This window comes from Streptomyces sp. AM25 (assembly GCF_058146165.1).
The window spans coordinates 246,900-264,617 of the sequence record NZ_JBKIWN010000006.1 but is presented as its reverse complement, the minus strand read 5'-3'; the positions used below and the strand labels follow the sequence as shown (position 1 = coordinate 264,617).

General features: G+C 73.4%; 15 protein-coding genes. 8 read left to right on the top strand and 7 right to left on the bottom strand.

All coding sequences use genetic code 11. The annotated features are described in order from the left end of the window. Nucleotides 1-61 precede the first annotated feature (61 nt). A complete protein-coding gene (locus ACLHRZ_RS10065; protein ID WP_490417960.1) occupies nt 62-1,348 on the top strand; it encodes a polysaccharide deacetylase family protein in 1,287 nt (428 codons plus the stop codon). 21 nt (nt 1,349-1,369) lie between these two features. Here the strand turns inward: ACLHRZ_RS10065 and ACLHRZ_RS10060 are convergent, their stop codons facing one another. After that, nucleotides 1,370-3,475, bottom strand: coding sequence for a transglycosylase domain-containing protein (locus tag ACLHRZ_RS10060; RefSeq protein ID WP_490417959.1), 2,106 nt, complete (start codon nt 3,473-3,475; stop codon nt 1,370-1,372). A 145-nt stretch (nt 3,476-3,620) separates the two neighbouring features. Between ACLHRZ_RS10060 and ACLHRZ_RS10055 the strand changes: the two genes are divergently transcribed. Next, the gene (locus tag ACLHRZ_RS10055) at nt 3,621-4,001 is read left to right on the top strand and encodes a BlaI/MecI/CopY family transcriptional regulator (protein WP_490417958.1); all 381 of its coding nucleotides are present in this window, start codon (nt 3,621-3,623) and stop codon (nt 3,999-4,001) included. Nucleotides 4,002-4,091: 90 nt separating this feature from the next. On the opposite strand, the gene ACLHRZ_RS10050 is transcribed toward ACLHRZ_RS10055, so the two are convergent. The 4 genes from ACLHRZ_RS10050 to ACLHRZ_RS10035 form a co-directional block, all read right to left on the bottom strand. Then, nucleotides 4,092-5,834 (bottom strand): phospholipase C, encoded by a 1,743-nt coding sequence (locus tag ACLHRZ_RS10050; RefSeq protein ID WP_490418061.1) that lies wholly within the window; start codon nt 5,832-5,834, stop codon nt 4,092-4,094. 82 nt (nt 5,835-5,916) lie between these two features. After that, nucleotides 5,917-7,116 carry a Dyp-type peroxidase gene (locus tag ACLHRZ_RS10045; protein ID WP_490418060.1) on the bottom strand — a complete coding sequence of 400 codons (1,200 nt, stop codon included), beginning with the start codon at nt 7,114-7,116 and terminating at the stop codon, nt 5,917-5,919. A gap of 59 nt (nt 7,117-7,175) precedes the next feature. Then, the gene (locus ACLHRZ_RS10040; protein WP_490417957.1) at nt 7,176-8,348 is read right to left on the bottom strand and encodes an imelysin family protein; all 1,173 of its coding nucleotides are present in this window, start codon (nt 8,346-8,348) and stop codon (nt 7,176-7,178) included. A gap of 127 nt (nt 8,349-8,475) precedes the next feature. After that, nucleotides 8,476-9,153 carry a nuclease-related domain-containing protein gene (locus ACLHRZ_RS10035; protein WP_490417956.1) on the bottom strand — a complete coding sequence of 226 codons (678 nt, stop codon included), beginning with the start codon at nt 9,151-9,153 and terminating at the stop codon, nt 8,476-8,478. Nucleotides 9,154-9,524: 371 nt separating this feature from the next. Between ACLHRZ_RS10035 and ACLHRZ_RS10030 the strand changes: the two genes are divergently transcribed. The 3 genes from ACLHRZ_RS10030 (at nt 9,525) to ACLHRZ_RS10020 (ending at nt 12,921) form a co-directional block, all read left to right on the top strand. Then, the gene (locus ACLHRZ_RS10030) at nt 9,525-10,202 is read left to right on the top strand and encodes a DUF4142 domain-containing protein (RefSeq protein ID WP_490417955.1); all 678 of its coding nucleotides are present in this window, start codon (nt 9,525-9,527) and stop codon (nt 10,200-10,202) included. Nucleotides 10,203-10,206: 4 nt separating this feature from the next. Beyond that, complete coding sequence (locus tag ACLHRZ_RS10025; protein ID WP_490417954.1) at nt 10,207-11,229, top strand: DUF1996 domain-containing protein; 1,023 nt, start codon at nt 10,207-10,209, stop codon at nt 11,227-11,229. 120 nt (nt 11,230-11,349) lie between these two features. Then, nucleotides 11,350-12,921 carry an alpha/beta hydrolase gene (locus ACLHRZ_RS10020; protein ID WP_490417953.1) on the top strand — a complete coding sequence of 524 codons (1,572 nt, stop codon included), beginning with the start codon at nt 11,350-11,352 and terminating at the stop codon, nt 12,919-12,921. Nucleotides 12,922-12,981: 60 nt separating this feature from the next. Here ACLHRZ_RS10020 and hemQ read toward each other — a convergent pair whose 3' ends face one another. Both hemQ and hemG read right to left on the bottom strand, forming a co-directional pair. Then, nucleotides 12,982-13,698: a hydrogen peroxide-dependent heme synthase gene (hemQ, locus tag ACLHRZ_RS10015; RefSeq protein WP_490417952.1), complete on the bottom strand. Its 717-nt coding sequence runs from the start codon at nt 13,696-13,698 to the stop codon at nt 12,982-12,984. A 10-nt stretch (nt 13,699-13,708) separates the two neighbouring features. Continuing rightward, on the bottom strand, nt 13,709-15,133 hold the full coding sequence (gene hemG / locus ACLHRZ_RS10010; protein WP_490417951.1) for a protoporphyrinogen oxidase: 1,425 nt from the start codon (nt 15,131-15,133) through the stop codon (nt 13,709-13,711). Nucleotides 15,134-15,244: 111 nt separating this feature from the next. Here hemG and ACLHRZ_RS10005 point away from each other — a divergent pair, with 111 nt between their 5' ends. The 3 genes from ACLHRZ_RS10005 to pcaG are packed head-to-tail and all read left to right on the top strand — an operon-like array spanning nt 15,245 to nt 17,659. Continuing rightward, nucleotides 15,245-16,438, top strand: a complete 1,194-nt coding sequence (locus tag ACLHRZ_RS10005; protein ID WP_490417950.1) for a thiolase family protein — start codon at nt 15,245-15,247, stop codon at nt 16,436-16,438. Between the two features lie 58 nt (nt 16,439-16,496). Continuing rightward, nucleotides 16,497-17,162: a protocatechuate 3,4-dioxygenase subunit beta gene (pcaH, locus tag ACLHRZ_RS10000; protein ID WP_490417949.1), complete on the top strand. Its 666-nt coding sequence runs from the start codon at nt 16,497-16,499 to the stop codon at nt 17,160-17,162. After that, on the top strand, nt 17,159-17,659 hold the full coding sequence (gene pcaG, locus ACLHRZ_RS09995; RefSeq protein WP_490418059.1) for a protocatechuate 3,4-dioxygenase subunit alpha: 501 nt from the start codon (nt 17,159-17,161) through the stop codon (nt 17,657-17,659). The genes pcaH and pcaG overlap by 4 nt, the downstream gene beginning before the upstream one ends. Nucleotides 17,660-17,718 lie beyond the last annotated feature (59 nt).

Here is a 17,718-nt window from a genome sequence, read left to right as displayed (position 1 = left end):
TGTCACATAGGCCTGTGATACTGGCGGCGGAACATCCGTACTGGCGTCAGGGAGTTCGACGTTGCCAAGGGGGAAGCGGGCGAAAAGGGCGAAGTCGCCTAAATACTCGAAGAAGACGACCCTCTACGCGGCAACGGCCGTGGGCGCCGTCGCCCTGGCCACCGCCCTCACGGTCGGCCTGCTGGCGGGCGGCTCCGACGGCCCGGACCGCAAGGGCGACGCCGCCGCCACCGCGCAGGCCAAGGCCCGCCCGGAGGACGGCCAGGACGAGCCGTGGGACGGCAAGGTCAAGGCGCTCGGGGACGGTTCGACGTCCTACGCCGGGCCGCAGCCCCACGTGCCCAAGCCCGAAAAGCTCAAACCGGGCGAAAAACCCCCGCAGTTCGTCGTCTTCTCCTGGGACGGCGCCCTGGAGAACGACGACAAGCTCTTCTCCCACTTCCGCGAGGCCGGCAAGAAGTACAACGCGCAGATGACGTACTTCCTGAGCGGCATCTACCTGCTGCCCAACGCCAAACGGAGCCTCTACCAGCCGCCCCGGCACAAACAGGGCGCGGCGGACATCGACTTCACCTCCGACGCGCACATCAAGGACACCCTGGAGCAGCTGCGCGGCGCCTGGCTCGACGGCAACGAGATCGGCACGCATTTCAACGGCCATTTCTGCGGCAAGGGCGGCGGCGTCGACTGGACGTCCGACGAGTGGCGCAAGGAGATCGACCAGGCCTATTCCTTCGTCGAGAACTGGAAGACGAACACCGGCTTCAAGGACGTCGACCCGCTGCCCTTCGACTACAAGAAGGAGCTGGTCGGCGGCCGCGCACCGTGCCTGGAGGGGCAGAAGGCGCTGATACCCGTGGAGAAGTCGCTCGGCTGGCGCTACGACGCCAGTTCCCCCGGCGACTTCCAGATATGGCCGTCGAAGATCGACGGCGTCTGGAACTTCCCGCTGCAGTTGCTGCCCTATCCGAAGAGCAACCGCCAGGTCCTCTCCATGGACTTCAACTTCCTCTACAACCAGTCCGGCGACAACACCAAGGGCGATCCCGCGAAGTACGCCGAGTGGGAGAAGACGACCCGCGACGGCTATCTCAACGGCTTCGAGCGCGTCTACAACGGCAGCCGCGCACCGCTGTTCATGGGCAACCACTTCGAGACCTGGAACGGCGGCATCTACATGAAGGCCATGGAGGACGTCATGGAGAGCGTGTGCCGCCGGGACGGGGTGCGCTGCGTGTCCTTCCGGCAGGTGGCCGACTGGCTGGACGCCCAGGACCCCAAGGTGCTGGCGAAGCTGCGCACGCTGGACCCGGCGCAGTCGCCGGACTGGAAGACGTTCCTCAAGTAACCGGGCCCCGAAGGGGCGCGGTCAGCGCGCGGTGGTCATGTACTTCGTCCAGATGTCGATCGGGTACGCGCTGCCCGTCACCGACGGTGCGGTGCCGCCGAGGCCCGTGAGCGGGAGCAGTTCCTGGCTCTTGGGATCGATGCGCGAGAGCGAGATCGCGGTGACCAGCTTGCCCCGGTAGCCCGCGAACCAGGCCGACTTGTCGTCCGGCCCGGTGCCGGCCTTGCCCGCGGCGTCGGGCCCGGCCGCCTTGGCAGTGGCTCCGGTGCCGCGCTTGACCACGTCGTGCAGCGCGTCGTCGACGGCCCCGGCGACGCTCGCGGGCAGTACACGCTCGGCGGTGGGCTTGTCCACCGTGACGGCGTCGCCGTTGCGGCTGAGCCGGTCGACGGAGTACGGCTCGCTGTGCAGGCCCTGGGCGGCGAAGGTGCCGTACGCGCCCGCCAGTCGGATGGCGCTGGGCCGGGTGGTGCCGAGGGAGAAGGCGGGCACCTGCGGGCCGAGGCTCTCCTCCAGCAGTCCGGCCTGCACGGCCGTCCTGCTCACCCGGTCCAGGCCCACGTCCATGCCCAGTTGCACGACCGGGGAGTTGACGTTCTGCACGACGGCTTCCTTGAGGGCTATGTTCCCCCAGGACTTGTCGCCCTCGTTGACGGTCTTCACGATCTTTCCGGCCCGGTCCCAGTAAGGCCCCTCGGGCGTGCGCACGGCCGCCTTGTTGTCCCCGTTGTAGAGGGTGGCGGGGGTCACCGGCGTACGGGCCGCGTTGCGTTCGCGCTGGATGCCGTCGCGCAGGCCGGCGGCGTAGACGAAGGGTGCGAAGGTGCCACCCGCCGGGACGACGCCCGAATTGGCGTCGTTGAAGCCCTGCTTGAGGTAGTCGGGGCCGCCGTAGAGGGCGACGATGCGCCCGTCGGTGGTGACGGAGGCGGCGCCGATCCGCACGTTCTTGTCGGCGTCCCGCCTGTCCGGGTCGAGCTTCTGCTCGCGGACGGAGACGATGGCCTTGTTCAGCGCGTCGACCTTCGGCTTCTCGAAGGTGGTGCGGATCTGGAAACCGCCGAGGTCGAAGTCGGCGTCGGAGACGTCGGTATGGGCGCTCACATACGCGTGCGCGGTGTCGACGAGATAGCCGACCTGCCCGGTCAGCCCGGCCGGCTTGGGCGGGGCCTGGGGCTCGGGGAAGGTCGTGTACTTCGCCCGCTCCTGCGGCGTGAGCTTCCCGATCGCGACCATCCGGTCGAGGATCCACTTCCAGCGCTCGACGGCCCGCTCGTGGTTCTTCGGGCCGACCGCCGGGTCGTACATGCCCGCGCCCTTGAGCAGCGAGGCCAGGAACGCGCCCTCGCTCGGATTCAGCTGCGAGACGTCCTTGCCGTAGTAGGCGTGGGAGGCGCGCTGGATGCCGTAGGAACCGCGCCCGAACCAGCTGGTGTTGAGGTAGCCCTCCAGGATGTCCGACTTGCTCATCTTGTTGTCCAGCTTGATCGCGATGAACATCTCGGTGAACTTGCGGGTGAGGGTCTGCTGCTGGTTGAGGTAGGCGTTCTTCACGTACTGCTGGGTGATCGTGGAGCCGCCCTGGGTGTCGCCGCCGGTGACCATCTTCGTGATGGCGCGGGTGATGCCGCGGGGCGAGATGCCGCTGTCGGTGTAGAAGGTCTCGTTCTCGGCGGCGACGGCCGCCCAGCGCACCTTCTCGGGGACCTTGTCCAGCGAGGTGTCCTGCCGGTTGACCTCGCCGGTGCGGGCCATCTCGGTGCCGTCGGCCCAGTAGTAGACGTTGTCCTGCTGCGTGGCGGAGGCGTTGAGGTCGGTGGGGATGTCGGTCAGCACGTAGAGGACGCCGACGGCGGCGACGAGCGTGCCGAAGCCGGCGCCGAAGAGCCCGAGCACCTGGCGCCAGGACGGCACCCAGCGGCGGAACCCGGTCCGGCCGGGCCGGGGGTAGGCGGGGCGCATCCGGCGCAGTCGGCGGCCGAGGGGGGCGAACCGGGCGAGCCATGCGAACCGGCTGCCGGTCTTCGGCTTGCGGCGGCTTCCGGTGCGGTTGCCGGTGCGGCCACCTGCAGGGCTGACGTCCTTGTGGGCACGCCGGTTGTGTGCCCTCTCTCTCCGCTCGACCACCGGTTGACCCCGACTTCGTCCGAACATCCGTCTGTGCATCTACTGCTCGATGACGGGCAGAGTCTTTCATATCCGTCCTTTACACTGCTGAGGCTCCTCTACAGCCCTGTAGAGGAGGAAGACCGGCAGAAGGAACCTCCTGACGATGCAAGCGGCCACTCCCGCCGCCGCGGTGCGCCGCGGCCGCCGCCGCGCCAACGGAGCACTGGAGGGCGAGGTCCTCGCCGCACTGCAGCGGGCGGGCACCCCGCTGACCCCGCGCGAGGTGCAGGACACACTGCCGGGCGAGCTGACGTACAGCACCGTGGTCACGATCCTGTCCCGGCTGCACGCCAAGGACGTCCTCACGCGGACGCCGCGCGGGCGGGCCTACGCGTATGCGCCGGTGACGGACGAGGCGGGGCTCGCTGCGCGGGGCATGCACCGGATCCTGGACGGCAGGACGGACCGCGAGGCCGTGCTCGCCCGCTTCGCGGGCGGGCTCACTGCGGCGGATGCGGGGCTGCTGCGCGAGCTGTTGCCGTAGGGGGCGCCCCGCCCTTGGCCCGGGGACGTCATCTGCGGGTGCGTCGTGGCTTGTCGCGCAGCTCCCCGCGCCCCTTACGGGGCGGGGCGCTCAGCCCCTTCGACGCCGGACCGCCAGCGCGACCGCCCCGCTCACCGTCCCCACCGCCACTGCGCCGGCGGCGACGGCCGAGCGCAGGCCGTGCGGGTGCGGTGCCGGCTCCGGGGCCCACCGTCCGGAGGAGCCCGGCGGTGCCGCGAGCGGCGGGGCCGCCGACCCGCGTTGTACCGACTTCACCGAGCCGTCCCGCTCCAGCAGCACCCGCGCCCCGTTGGGATGCGCGAAGTCGAAGAGATGCATGAGCGAACCGGCCCGTTCGTCGAACGCCCCGCCGCCGATCCGGCCGGTGTGCCAGTTATCCTCGACGAAGCGCAGGATCGAGGTCTGCTCGACCTGAGTGTGGTCGACCGTCCCCGCCTTGCTGTACGGGGAGATCACCAGCAGCGGCAGCCGCGGCCCCGGCCCGCAGCGGCCCGCGAACTTCCCCACGGGCGCCGGCCCGTTCTGGCAGCCGGACGCGTCCGTCGGCCTGCCGCCGGCCGCCTTGCTGCGGATCCGCGAGCCGTTCAGCGGCTTCGCGTACACGTGGTCGTACCAGCCGTCGGAGTCGTCGTAGGCGACGACCACCGCCGTGTCCCGCCACTGCGGCGCGCTCTGGATCTTGTTGATCCACTCCACCAGGAAGTGCTGTTCGTCGAGGGGGTCGGAGTAGCCCGCGTGCCCGTCCTGGTAGGCGGGGGCCTTGAGGAAGCTCACCGCGGGCAGCCGGCCCGCCCGCAGGGCGGCGTCGAAGTCCGCCAGGTCGTAGGCGTGGTTGGCCCGCCCGCCGTGGCCGATCTCGGCGACGGACGCCGGGGGCAGGTGGTGCGGGTTGGCGGTGGAGCGGTAGTACTGGAACGGCGCGTGGTGCGGCGAGTAGTCGATCACCCGCGCACCGCCCACGTTGGCGTGCGCCGTGCCCGAACAGCGCGCGTAGTGCCCGGACTTGCCGTCCCACGCCGCGCTGGGCCGGAAGCCGCCCTGGAACCAGCCCCAGGTCACGCCCTTGGCGTTGAGCAGGTCGCCGACGTTGCGCCCGGTGAGCGCGGCCAGGGCGCTGCGGGCGGTGTGGTCGTTGCCCGAGCAGTCGTCGTAGGCGGGATCGGGGTCCTCGGTGAGCGTGCCCACACCCTTGCCGTCGGGCACGGTCACGGCGGACCGGTCCGGGGTGCGCGTCTGCCGGGGGTGCTCGGTGCCGGACGCCGGGTCGGTGGAGATCGCGCCGTGCGTCTGGCCGGAGACGAGGTTGACGGCGCCCGGCGTCGACGGACCGTAGGTGGTGCCGAAGAACCGGTCGCTCATGCTGTAGCGCTGGGCGTAGTTCCACAGGGCGGTGACGGTGTTGCCGTCGTAGTAGTCCATCACCAGCCCTGGCTCGCCGTAGAGCGGGCCGGTGCAGGTGCTCGTCTCGGTGTACTGGACGTACCGGTCGGCCCGGCCGCCGTTCACGGCGTACTGCTCGGGGCTGTAACTGTGGTTCTGGTCGCAGGTCATGGCCCGGTCGGGGCCCAGCCGGCGGGGCGGGTACTGGTTGGGGTTGCGGCGCAATAGCCCGGCGGTGCGCAGGTTGTCCACGCGGCCGGGCGTCCCGCGGGGGGCGGTGAAGGGCGTGCCGTCGGTGTTGGCGGCGTGGGGGTAGGTCGCGAAGTAGTGGTCGAAGGAGATGTTTTCGTCGTAGACGACCACCAGATGCCTGACCGGTGTCGCCGTGGTCACGGGCACCGGGGGTGCCGGTGCCGCGGCTCCTGCGGTCATGCCCAGGGCCGCGGCGACCCCGGCAAGTGCCGCTGCGCGTCTGGCGACAGGTCTGCCGCCGATGTTCCGTCTCACTTCCGCCTCACTTTCCGCTCGCGCCCAGCAGCGCGCGCCCGTACCAGTCCGCGTCGTCCCGTACGCCGGGAAGCACGAAGAACCAGCCGCCGCCGAAGGGCTTCACGTAGTCGGTCAGCGGTTCGCCCGCCAGCCGTTGCTGTACGGCCGTGAACTGCCGTACGGGGTCCTGCTGGTAGCAGCAGAAGAGCAGCCCCATGTCGAGGCTGCCGTTGACGTCCACGCCCCGGTCGTAGCTGTAGGAGCGGCGCAGCAGCCGCTGCCCGTCGGTGGCCGGGGTGCGCGGGCCGGCCAGCCGGATGTGGCTGTCCAGCGGGATCACCTCGCCCGTGGGGTCGCGGTCGTAGGCCGGGGCGTCGGTCTCCCGGTCGCCGTCCAGCGGCGCGCCGGTGTCCCGGCTGCGGCCGAGCATCCGCTCCTGTTCGCGGAGGGTGACGCGGTCCCAGAACTCGGTGAACATCCGGATCAGCCGCACCACTTGATAGCTCCCGCCGGCCGCCCACGCGGGTTCGCCGCGGCCGGACGGCACCCACACGAGGCGGTCCATGAGGCGGGCGTCGCGGACGTCGGGGTTGGCGGTCCCGTCCTTGAACCCGAAGAGGTTGCGCGGGGCGCCCGAGGGCCGGGGCGGGGCGGTGAACCCGTCCAGCCGCCAGCGGATCTGCAGACCGCCGCGCGTGTGGCGGGTGATGTCCCGCAGTGCGTGCAGGACGGTGTCCGTGCTGTCGGCGCACAGTTGGAGGCTCACGTCCCCGTGACACCAGGCCGGGTCGGGGTCGTCGTCCGGGAAGACCGGCATGCGCTCGAGCCGACGGGGCACCTGGCCCGCGAGCCCGTACCGCCCGTCGAAGAGCGAGGCCCCGACGCCGAGCGTGATCCGCACGGCGCCGGCGGCGGGGATGCGGGGGCCGAGGACCCCGGAGTCGGTGGGCGGCGCGGTGATACCGGCCGGGGACGGCGGGCCGCCGCGGGTCAGGAAACGGGCGCGGGCGGTGAGCGTACGCAGCACCTCGACGAGCCCGGCCCGGTCGGGGGCGGTGACGTCGAAGGCGGTGAAGGCGGTGACCCGGTCGGGCGGGGTGAGCAGGGCCTGCTGCCGGGGAGCGTGAAAGGGGGTTCCCCTGCGGGGGGCGGCGGTACGGGCGGGGGGCCCGGTGCCGTCCGCGAGTGCCGGACTGCTCGCCAGCAGCCCGCCGGCCCCGGCCATCACCCCTCGCAGCACCCCGCGCCTGGGCACCGGGCGGACCGCCGGAGCCTGCTCGCGGCTCACGTCGTCCTCCGCGCTTCGCACACAGCCGCCACATCCGCCAAGCGTTCGAGCAGCTCGCCGAGCTGGGCGTCGATCCGTTCCCGGTCGGCGCGTGCGAGCCGCCCGGGCGGAGTCCAGACGTGCCCCCGCCGTTGCGCGTCCAAGGTGCGCCGCACGCGCACCAGTCGACCGTCCAGCGTCGCCAGATGCGGATAACGGCCGCGCAGCAGCGGCCGCAGCCGGTCGAGTACGGCGCGCGTGCCGTCGACGTCGGCCCGGGCCGTGGCGAGGGCGGTGCCGCTGCCGTAGTCGGTGCGGCCCGTCAGCTCCTGGCGGAAGGTGTCCTCCAGGATCTCGTGCGCGCGCCGCGGCAGGTCCGCGGGATCCATGCGGGCCAGGGCCCACGCGTCGCGCAGGGTGCGCACGTCCGCGGCCAGCCGGCGTGCGGCCCGGCGCAGGCCGGGGCCGTGCTCGCCGCGCCACAGTCCGTACTCGACGCGGTGGAAGCCGGTGAAGCGCGGGTCGTGCACGCCGCCGGGCAGGCCGGCCGTCGTGCGGCCGACGGCCTCGCCCGCCGCGCCGAATGCACCGTAAGCGGCGCCCAGCCGCGCGTAACCGAGGTGGGCGGAGAGCCAGGCCGCGCGGGCGGCAGCCCGGTCCCCGGCGGTGACGGCCGCGCTCAGGGCGTCGGTCCGGGCCACCAAGGCGTCCAGATGCCGGGCCACCCATCGCTGGTACGCCAGGGCCGACGGGATCAGGTCGTGCCGGGTGACGGGCACGGCGGCGGGGCCGCCGGCCGCGGGGCCGCCGGCGATCCGCACGGTGGGGCCGGTGACGGCGTCCGCGTCCTCGTGCAGGCAGACGAACGCGTACGAGCCGGGGCCCAGCCGGGCCCGCAGCTCCCGGACCGTGCCCGGTCCGAGCCCCTCCACCTCGCCGAACACCGCTCCCGTGCGGGCGTCCTGCAGGCGCACGTCCGCCGCCGTGGCGGAGGTGTTGCGCAGGGCGAAGTCCTGCACCCCGGCGTGCGGGCGGGACCAGCCCGTCCCGCAGCCGCCCGGCGAGACCTCGACGGCGGTGCGGTCCGGCCCGCCGCCCGGCGCCCAGGCGGCAGTGACGGCCAGCAGCCCTCCGCACACGACCGGCACCAGGGCGCGCGGCCGCGGCACGGCGGGAGGGACAGCTGGCACTCCGGGGGCTCCAGACGTCAACAACAGGCTGACGGCGGCTCATGCTAGGCACCGCGCCCGCCCGCACCGGGCCTGCCTGCGCCGTGCCGGACGGGAACGCCCCGTACTTCACCCGTCCGACGTCACGTCAGGCGGCCGTCCAGACACGGCGGTCGCGGGCCACCGTGTGGATCCTGTCGACCCGCTCCGGGTGCAGCACGCCGCCCAGCGCACCGAGCCCCGCGACCTCCGGCTCCCGGAACACCCGGACGTCCTCCGAGGCGTCCGCCCCGTCCACCGCCGTGGCCCCGACCAGCACCAGGACCGGCTCCACCCGCACCAGGAAGCGGCAGCCGTACGAGAGCACGTGCGCGGACCGCGTGGCGCACTGCCGGGCCCGGCGGACGCAGGGCCGAGGGCGCTCCCGGGGTGCGCGGACCATGGCGTCGTCCACCCGGACCCGGGCCCTGCGGGTCTGCTCGGCGGTGATGCAGAAGACGCCGCCGGGGCCTATGAGCAGGTGGGATATGACCGCGTCGCCGGGCAGGGCGATGGAGTGCACCACCTCCCAGCCGCCCGCGGTCAGCCCGTCCAGCCGGGCCCCGACGAGTTGTTCGGCCGCGAGCGAGCGGCGCCAGACGTCCTCGACGGGGCGGCGGCCGAGGAGCCTTGCGAGCAGCAGCCCGGCGCGCCCGGTGCGGGAGCCGTCGAGGCGCGCGCGGAGCGTCTCGCCCGGGCGGTTGGGGGCGAGATCGTCGTCAGGTGGCAGGAAGAGCCTCTCGGGGTCGTAGCGCCTTCCGTTCGCACTGCTCTTCGGCTCGTGCACGCCCATCACCCCCACCCGCCATATTGCCGCAGAAGCCCGGGAACCAACCCATTCGGCCGGCCGTTGGAAGGGATGAGGCCCCGCGACTCCCCCCGTTCGCGGGGCCTCACCAGTGCCCGGCCGGTACGGCGAACCGAGCACCGTACCAACGGCCCCTCCCCGCGCGGGCGCTCTTGCCCGCACCGTGACGCAGCACACACCCGTGCGTCGAACATCTGCAACCGGGCCGCACCCAGGTCAGCGCCGCATTGCCGGCCCCGCCCGGCCGCCCGCGCCCGGCGAATCCCCTCGGGGATCACCCCGGGGCGTCTACCGTGCGGTGCCGCCGCACCAGGGCCTGTCCGATGGGTCAGCGCGGCCTAGGAGGCGCCATGCGATCCCGCACCGGCACCGGCCTGCTCGTCGCCGCGCTGGCGGCGACCCTGGCCGCGCTGCTCTTCCCGATCTGGACCTACCACCCCCGCACCGGGACGGTCACCGTCGACCTCGCGGCAGGCTCCGTCCCCACCCGCTACGGGCCGCTGTCCGTCGCGGACCGCGACTTCGTCACCCGGGTCCGGCAGGCCGGCCTGTGGGAGCTGCCGGCCGGGCAGCAGGCCGTGGCGCGCGGCACGACGGCGGCCGTGCGGCGCGCGGGCGAGCACCTGGTGGAGGGCCACACCGCGCTCGACAAGCACGTGCGCGACGTGGCCGGCCGGCTGGGGCTCCCCCTGCCCAGCCAGCCGACCGCCGAGCAGCGCGGCTGGCTCGCCCGCCTCGACGCCGCGCAGGGCGACGCCTATGACCGGGAGTTCGTCAACATCCTGCGGCTCGCCCACGGCAGGGTCTTCGCCCTCGTCGGGCAGGTGCGGGCGGCCACCCGGAACTCGGCCGTGCGCGAGCTGGCCGACGACGCCAACGCCACCGTCCTCGACCACATGAAGGTGCTGGAGGACACGGGCCTCGTCGACTTCGACGCCCTGGCCTCCCAACTGGCCCAGCCACCGGCTCCTGCACCGGATTCCCCCTCCCCATCGAACTCCCCCTCGCACTCCCTCTCGGAGAAATGACCCCATGCCGACCCGCCACCGCCGCCGCCTCGGCGGCACGCACCTGATCCTGATCGCCTTACTGGCCCTGCTCGGCTCGGCGGCCGCCTTCGCCGCCGTCACCGGCAACGCCTCCGCCCACCAGGCACCGCCCAGTGTGCCGTCCGCCACTGACAACGGCCCCGGCCACGCCCACGCGGGCCCCTCCCCCGCCGACTTCGCCGACATCCGCCGGGCCCCGCGCGACGCCCCCGCCCCGGACCCCGGCTCCGAGGCGTCCACGGGCACCTTCACCGCCCGCTGCGGCCGCAACGCGAACGGCCACCGCAACCCCGACAACTTCATCGTCACGCCCGGCGTCACCAACGGCGCCCACCACGTCCACGACTACGTCGGCAACCTCTCCACCGACGCCTTCTCGACGGACGCCTCCCTGCAGGCTTCCGGCACCACCTGCGCCCGGGGCGACAAGTCCGCATATTTCTGGCCCGTGCTCCGCGACGTACGGAACGCGGGCGGACAGAACTCCGGCCGCATCCTCACCCCCGACAGCGTGACCCTGACCTTCCGCGGCAACCCCGCCTCCCCGGTCACCGCCATGCCCGACGGGCTCCGCGCGATCACCGGCGACGCCAAGGCGTTCACCGCCGGAACCGCCGACGCCCGGGCCCGCTGGGGCTGCACCGGCATCGCCGGACGGCACTTCACCGACCGGTACCCGCTGTGCCCGCGCGGCAGCCGCGTCGTCCGGCTGCTGGACTTCCCCAGCTGCTGGGACGGGCAGCACGCGGACAGCGCGGACCACCGCTCCCACCTCCGCTTCCCCGACGCCGCGTCAGGCCGCTGCACGGCGGGCACGGTTGCCGTGCCGCAGCTGCGGATGGAGCTCGTCTACTCCGTGCCGCGCGGCCCGGCGTTCGCCGTCGACAGCTTCCCCGAGCAGCTGCGCAAACCCGTCACCGACCATGCGGACTTCGCGGACGTCATGCCGCGGGCACTGATGTCGACGGTCGTGCGCTGCATCGACGACGACCGCCGCTGCGGCTGACGGGAGGCCCTTCCAGGTCCCTTCGGGCGCATTGGCCCGACATCGCAGGACGGTGCTTTACTTCGTCAACCGCCATCCCAATTATCCCCTTTATCGCACAATCACTGGAGGGATGGCCCCGTGAAAGCAGCAGCCCTGTACGGCACGATCGGCTCACTGATCCTCACGGGGTTCACCGGCCTCCCCGCCGTCCCGGCCACCGCGACCGGCACCGCTCCCCCGGGCAGCAGCGCCGCCGAGGCCCGCGGCGAGACCGTCGCGGCCCAGCGCGCGGCGGTCCGGGGCATCGACTTCGACAGCTGCCCGGCCGTCGAAGGCCTGCCCGGCACCGTCGAGTGCGGCACCGTCCTGGTCCCCCTGGACTACGCCCGCCCCGACGGCCGACAGATCAGGCTCACCGTCAGCCGCCACCGCGCCACCGGCGAGGAGCGGCAGGGGGCCCTGGTGTTCAACCCGGGCGGCCCCGGCGGCAACGGCATGTTCTACCCGCTCATCGCCGGCCTCCCCGCCTGGCGGAACGTCGCCGAGGCCTACGACATCGTCGGCTACGCACCGCGCGGCGTCGGCCGCTCCGCCCCCATCTCCTGCACCGACGCGGCGGGCTTCGACGGCGGCCCCAGCGCCGCCCCGGAGCACCCCACGGCCGCGTTCAAGAAGAAGCAGATCGCCCAGGCCCGTTCCTACGCGGCGGGCTGCGCACGGCGCAACGGGGCGTCCCTGCGGTACTTCACCAGCGTCAACAACGCCCGTGACCTCGACGTCCTGCGCGCCGCACTGGGCGAGAAGAAGCTCAACTACGTGGGCGCCTCCTACGGCACCTACTTCGGCGCCCTGTACGCGACGCTCTTCCCGGGGCACGTGCGCCGCATGGTCTTCGACAGCGTGGTCAACCCCGACCCGCACAAGATCTGGTACGGCAACAACCTCGACCAGTCCGCCGCCTTCGACCGGCGCTTCGCCGACTGGCGCCGCTGGGTGTCCCGCCACGACGCGGTCTACCACCTGGGCCGCCGCCCGGAGCAGGTGCTGGCCGCGTACGAGAAGGCGAGCAGGCAGCTGGAGCACCACCCGGCCGGCGGCGTGGTCGGACCCGGCCAGCTGCAGGGAGCGGTCCTCAAGTCCGGTTACAGCGACAGCCATTGGGCGCGCGACGCCCAGGCGATCTCCGCCTACGTGCACGGCGACGAGGGGCCGCTGCTGGCCATCGCCTCGCCGCCCGACGCGAACACCGCGGCGTCGTCGGAGAACGAGAACGCGGTCTACACGGCCGTCGAGTGCAACGACGCGGCCTGGCCCAAGTCGTGGGAGGTGTGGGACAAGGACAACACCCGGCTCGCCAAGCACGCGCCGTTCGAGACGTGGAGCAACGCCTGGATGAACCTGCCGTGCGCGTTCTGGCAGGGCCCCCGCCAGCGGGTGGTCGACGTCGGCGTGGCACGCCGCTCCGCCCTGCCGCCCACCCTGCTGCTGGCCGCCGAACGGGACGCGGCCACGCCGTACCGGGGAGCGCTGGAGCTGCAGAAGAGGCTGCCGGGGTCGGCCCTGGTCACCGAGCGCGGCTCGGGCACGCACGGCATCGGCGGCGGCCCCAACGCGTGCGTCAACCGGCACCTGGACACGTACCTGCTGACGGGACGGCTCCCCGCCCGCCGCACGTACTGCGCACCGCGCGCGGAACCCCGCGCGTCCTGAGCACGGCGGAGGGGCCCGGGAGCAGCGTGCTCCCGGGCCCCTCCGCCGTGTGCAAGACCCTTACGCCAGGCCCGCGATCAGGTCCGCGACGGCCTTGCGGCGGCCGGTGAAGAACGGGACCTCCTCGCGCACGTGCATGCGCGCCTCGGACGCGCGCAGGTGACGCATCAGGTCGACGATCCGGTAGAGCTCGTCCGCCTCGAAGGCCAGGATCCACTCGTAGTCGCCCAGCGAGAAGGACGCGACCGTGTTGGCCCGCACGTCCGGGTAGCCGCGGGCCATCTTGCCGTGGTCGGCGAGCATGCGGCGGCGGTCCTCGTCGGGCAGCAGGTACCAGTCGTAGGAGCGGACGAAGGGGTACACGCTGACGTAGTCGCGCGGGTTCTCGTCGGCGAGGAACGCCGGGATGTGCGACTTGTTGAACTCGGCGGGACGGTGCAGGGCCATGTTCGACCAGACCGGCTCCAGGGCGCGGCCCAGGTTCGTCCGGCGGAAGCGGCTGTAGGCGTCCTGGAGGGCGTCCGAGGTCTCGGAGTGCCACCAGATCATGACGTCGGCGTCGGCCCGCAGCCCGGACAGGTCGTAGGTGCCGCGCACCGTGACGTCCTTCTCGGCGAGCTGGGCGAAGAGCTCCTCGACCTCGTCGGCCCAGCCGGCCCGGTCCTGCGGGAGTACGTCGCGCAGCTTGAACACCGACCACAGGGTGTAGCGGATGACCTCGTTGAGGTCCTTGGCCTTCTTGCCGGCGTTCGGGGTCTTCACAGGGGCGTCAGTCATGTCCCTATTCTCACTCGCCGCCGTCGCCGCGTGCGGCCAGGGTGGCGAGTACCTCGCCGGCGGCCTGCTGCCCGCTGGAAATGCAGGCCGGAATGCCCACGCCGCCGTAGGCCGCGCCGCACACCCGCAGGCCCTGCAGGCGGGAGACGTGGTCGCGGATGCGGGCCACGCGGCCGAGGTGGCCGACGGGGTACTGCGGCAGTCCGCGGTGCCAGCGGGTGACCCGGCTGTCGACCGGGGCCGCCGTGAGGCCCACGGCCTCGCCGAGGTCCTTGAGCGACAGCGCTACCAGATCGGCGTCCTCGCGGCTCAGGTCGGCCTCGTCGCCGAACCGCCCGATCGAGGTACGCAGCACGAAGAGGTCCGGGTCGGCCTCCGCGTTCCAGCGCCACTTGTTGCTGGAGAAGGTGGATGCCTTGATCGTCCGCCCGTCGACGGGCGGCACGAGGAAGCCGCTGCCCTGCAGCAGCCCCTCGACGTCGGAGCGGCGGAAGGCCATGGTGACGAGCGCCATGGAGGCGTACTCGACGGCGGCGAGCTCGGCGGAGGCGGCGGGGGACGCGTCCGCCAGCAGGGCCGCCGCGGCGGGCGCGGGCGCGGCGAGCACCACGGCGTCGGCGGCGAGCGCGCCCCCGTCGGTCGTCACGCTCCAGCCGTCCGCGCCGCGGGCGAGCGAGCGGACGGGCGTACCGGTACGGATCTCGCCCCCCGCGGCCCGCACCGCGTCCGCCGCCGCGAGCGGCAGCCGCCCGATGCCGCCCTCGATGCCCTGGAAGACCGGGCCGGCCTGCTGCGGGGCGCTCGCGGCGCGCGCCTGCACGGCGTGCACGGCCTCGGTCAGCGTGCGGTGCGTGCGCACGGCCTCGAAGAGCTGGGGCACGGCGGCGCGCATCGAGATCCGGTAGGCGTCGCCCGCGTAGACGCCGCCCAGCAGGGGCTCGACGAGCCGGTCGACGACCTCGCGGCCCATGCGCTCGGCGACGTGGGTGCCGATGGCGACGTCCTCGCCGACCTCGGAGGGCGGCAGTTCGGCGTCCCGGGCGATCCCGGCGAGGCCCTCCGCGGAGAAGACGCCGGAGGCGGCGAGCGCGGCCGGATCGCCGGGGACGCCCATCACATGGCCCTGGGGCAGCGGCCGCAGGCCGCCGCGGGTCCACAGCATCGCGGTGGCGGCGGGCGGCTGCAGCCGGTCGCCGAGGCCGACGGCGCGGGCCAGGCCGACGGCCTCCGGCCGCCGCGCCAGCACCGACTCGGCGCCCAGGTCGACGGGCATGCCCGCGATCTCGCCCGCGTGCAGCTTGCCGCCGACGCGGTCCGAGCCCTCCAGGAGCGTCACCCGCGCCCCGCCCTCCAGCAGCCGGAGGGCCGCTGCCAGCCCCGAGATTCCGCCGCCGATGACGACCACGTGCCGCGAGGAGGTGTGCGCTGCGCTCATGGGTCCACTGTCTCAAATCGCCCTACGGCCGCGGTCGGCAACCCCATTGACAGGTACCGGCGCCCCGCCGAGACTCGCGCGCAGCGATCACCGACCGTTTACGGAGACCTCATGACCGACCGCATCCGGGATGTGTACATCGTCGACGCCGTCCGCACGCCCGTCGGCAAGTACGGCGGCGCGCTCGCGGGCGTCCGGCCCGACGACCTCGCCGCGCACGTCGTCCGCTCCCTGGTCGGCCGGTCGCCGGCGCTGGACCCGGCACGCATCGACGACGTCGTGCTGGGCAACGCCAACGGCGCGGGCGAGGAGAACCGGAACGTGGCCCGCATGGCCGTGCTGCTCGCCGGGCTGCCCGTCTCCGTGCCCGGCGCGACCGTCAACCGGCTGTGCGCGTCCGGGATGGAGGCGGTCGTGCAGGCGTACCGCGCGATCGCGCTCGGCGACGCGTCGGTGGTGATCGCGGGCGGCGTGGAGTCGATGAGCCGCGCCCCCTGGGTGCTGCCCAAGCCCGAACGGGCCTTCCCCGCCGGGCACCAGGAGATGTACTCGACGACGCTGGGCTGGCGGATGACCAATCCGGCCATGCCGCCGCAGTGGACGGTCTCGCTGGGCGAGGGCGCCGAACTGATCGCCGAGAAGCACGGCATCGGCCGGGCCGAGCAGGACGCCTTCGCGCTCGCCAGCCACGAGAAGGCCGCGCGGGCGTGGCGGGAGGGCGCGTACGCGGCCGAGGTGGTGCCCGTGCCGGGGGTGTCGCTCGCGCGGGACGAGTCCATCCGCGACACCACCTCGCCGGAGGCCCTCGCCGCGCTGAAGCCCGCCTTCCGCAAGGACGGCGGCACGGTCACGGCGGGCAACTCCTCGCCGCTGAGCGACGGTGCGGCGGCGCTGCTGCTGTGCGACGAGGACGGGCTGCGCGAGACGGGCCACGAGCCGCTCGCCCGGGTGCGCTCCACGGCGGTCACCGGCATCGAGCCGGACCTGTACGGGCTCGGGCCGGTGGACGCGGTGCGGCGGGCGCTCGCCAAGGCGCGGCGGTGCTTCGCGGAGGTGACCCGCTTCGAGCTCAACGAGGCCTTCGCCGCCCAGGCGCTGGGCTGCTTCGCCGAGTGGCCCGACCTCGACCCGGGCATCGTCAACCCGCGCGGCGGCGCCATCGCCGTCGGCCACCCGCTGGGCTGCTCGGGCGCCCGGCTGACCGGCGCCGTCGCCCACCAGCTGGCGGCCGCGGGCTCGGGCACGGGTTTGGCGGCGCTGTGCATCGGGGTGGGGCAGGGCCAGGCCGTGGTCCTGGAGCGCTGACCCGAACTGGCCTGAAACGAGCGGCGGATGGGCGGTCCGGCCGGGGTAGGGCACAGTCATGACAGCGCCTCAACTTCTGACGGAGCAGACACCCCCGCACTACCAGGGGCTGGAGAGCCGGCGCCCGCAGCGGCCGCCGATACCGTTCGTCCCCGACCCGGACGCCGTCGAGGCGGCCGGGCCGGTCTTCGGCACGGCCGACGTGGGCCCGTTCGACGCCGATCTGACCCGGCAGCACCCGGGCGAGCCGATCGGCGAGCGCATCGTCGTCGCCGGGCGGGTCGTGGACGGCCGGGGCCGCCCGGTCCGCGGCCAGCTGCTGGAGCTGTGGCAGGCCAATGCCGCGGGCCGCTACGTCCACCAGGGCGACCGGCACGCGGCGCCCCTCGACCCCAACTTCACCGGCACGGGCCGTTGTCTGACCGACGACGAGGGCCGGTACCGCTTCACCACGATCCGCCCGGGGGCCTACCCCCTGGAGGAGTGCGCGAACACCTGGCGCCCGGCGCACCTGCACTTCTCGGTCTTCGGCACGGCGTTCACCGAACGTCTGGTGACTCAGATGTACTTCCCGGGCGACCCGCTGCTGGCGTACGACCCGGTGCTGCACGCGGTCTCCGACCCGGCCGCCCGCCGGTCCCTGGTCGCCGCGCACGACCCGGGGCTCGACGAGCCGATGCGGGCGCTCGGTTACCGCTGGGACATCGTCCTGGGGAGCCGCTGATGCCGGCGACGCCCTCGCAGACGATCGGCCCGTACTTCCACATCGGCCTGCCGATCCCCGGCGGCGGCGACCTCGCACCCGCCGGGCACCCGGAGGCCGTCACCGTGCACGGCTATGTACGGGACGGCGCGGGCGAGCCCGTACCGGACGCCCTGCTGGAGTTCTGGCAGGGCGGCACCGCCGGCCTGCACCGCGACGGCGCCCGCTTCACCGGCTTCGCCCGCATACCCACCGGCAACGACGGCCACTACGCCCTGCGAACCCTGCCACCGGGCGGCGCGCCGTACCTGGCACTGTGCGTCTTCGCCCGGGGCCTGACCCACCACCTGTTCACGCGCGTCTACTTCACGCTGCCGGAGACCGACCCACTGCTGCGGACGGTCCCGCCGGAGCGCCGCAGCACGCTCCTGGCGAGACCGGATCCGACGGGGCACAGCACGTACCGCTTCGACGTGCACTTGCAGGGCGAGGAGGAAACGGTCTTCCTCGCCCCGTAAGGGGCGCGGGACTGTTTTGAATATGCGGCTCCGCCGCGTGGGCGCGACCAGCCACAGCC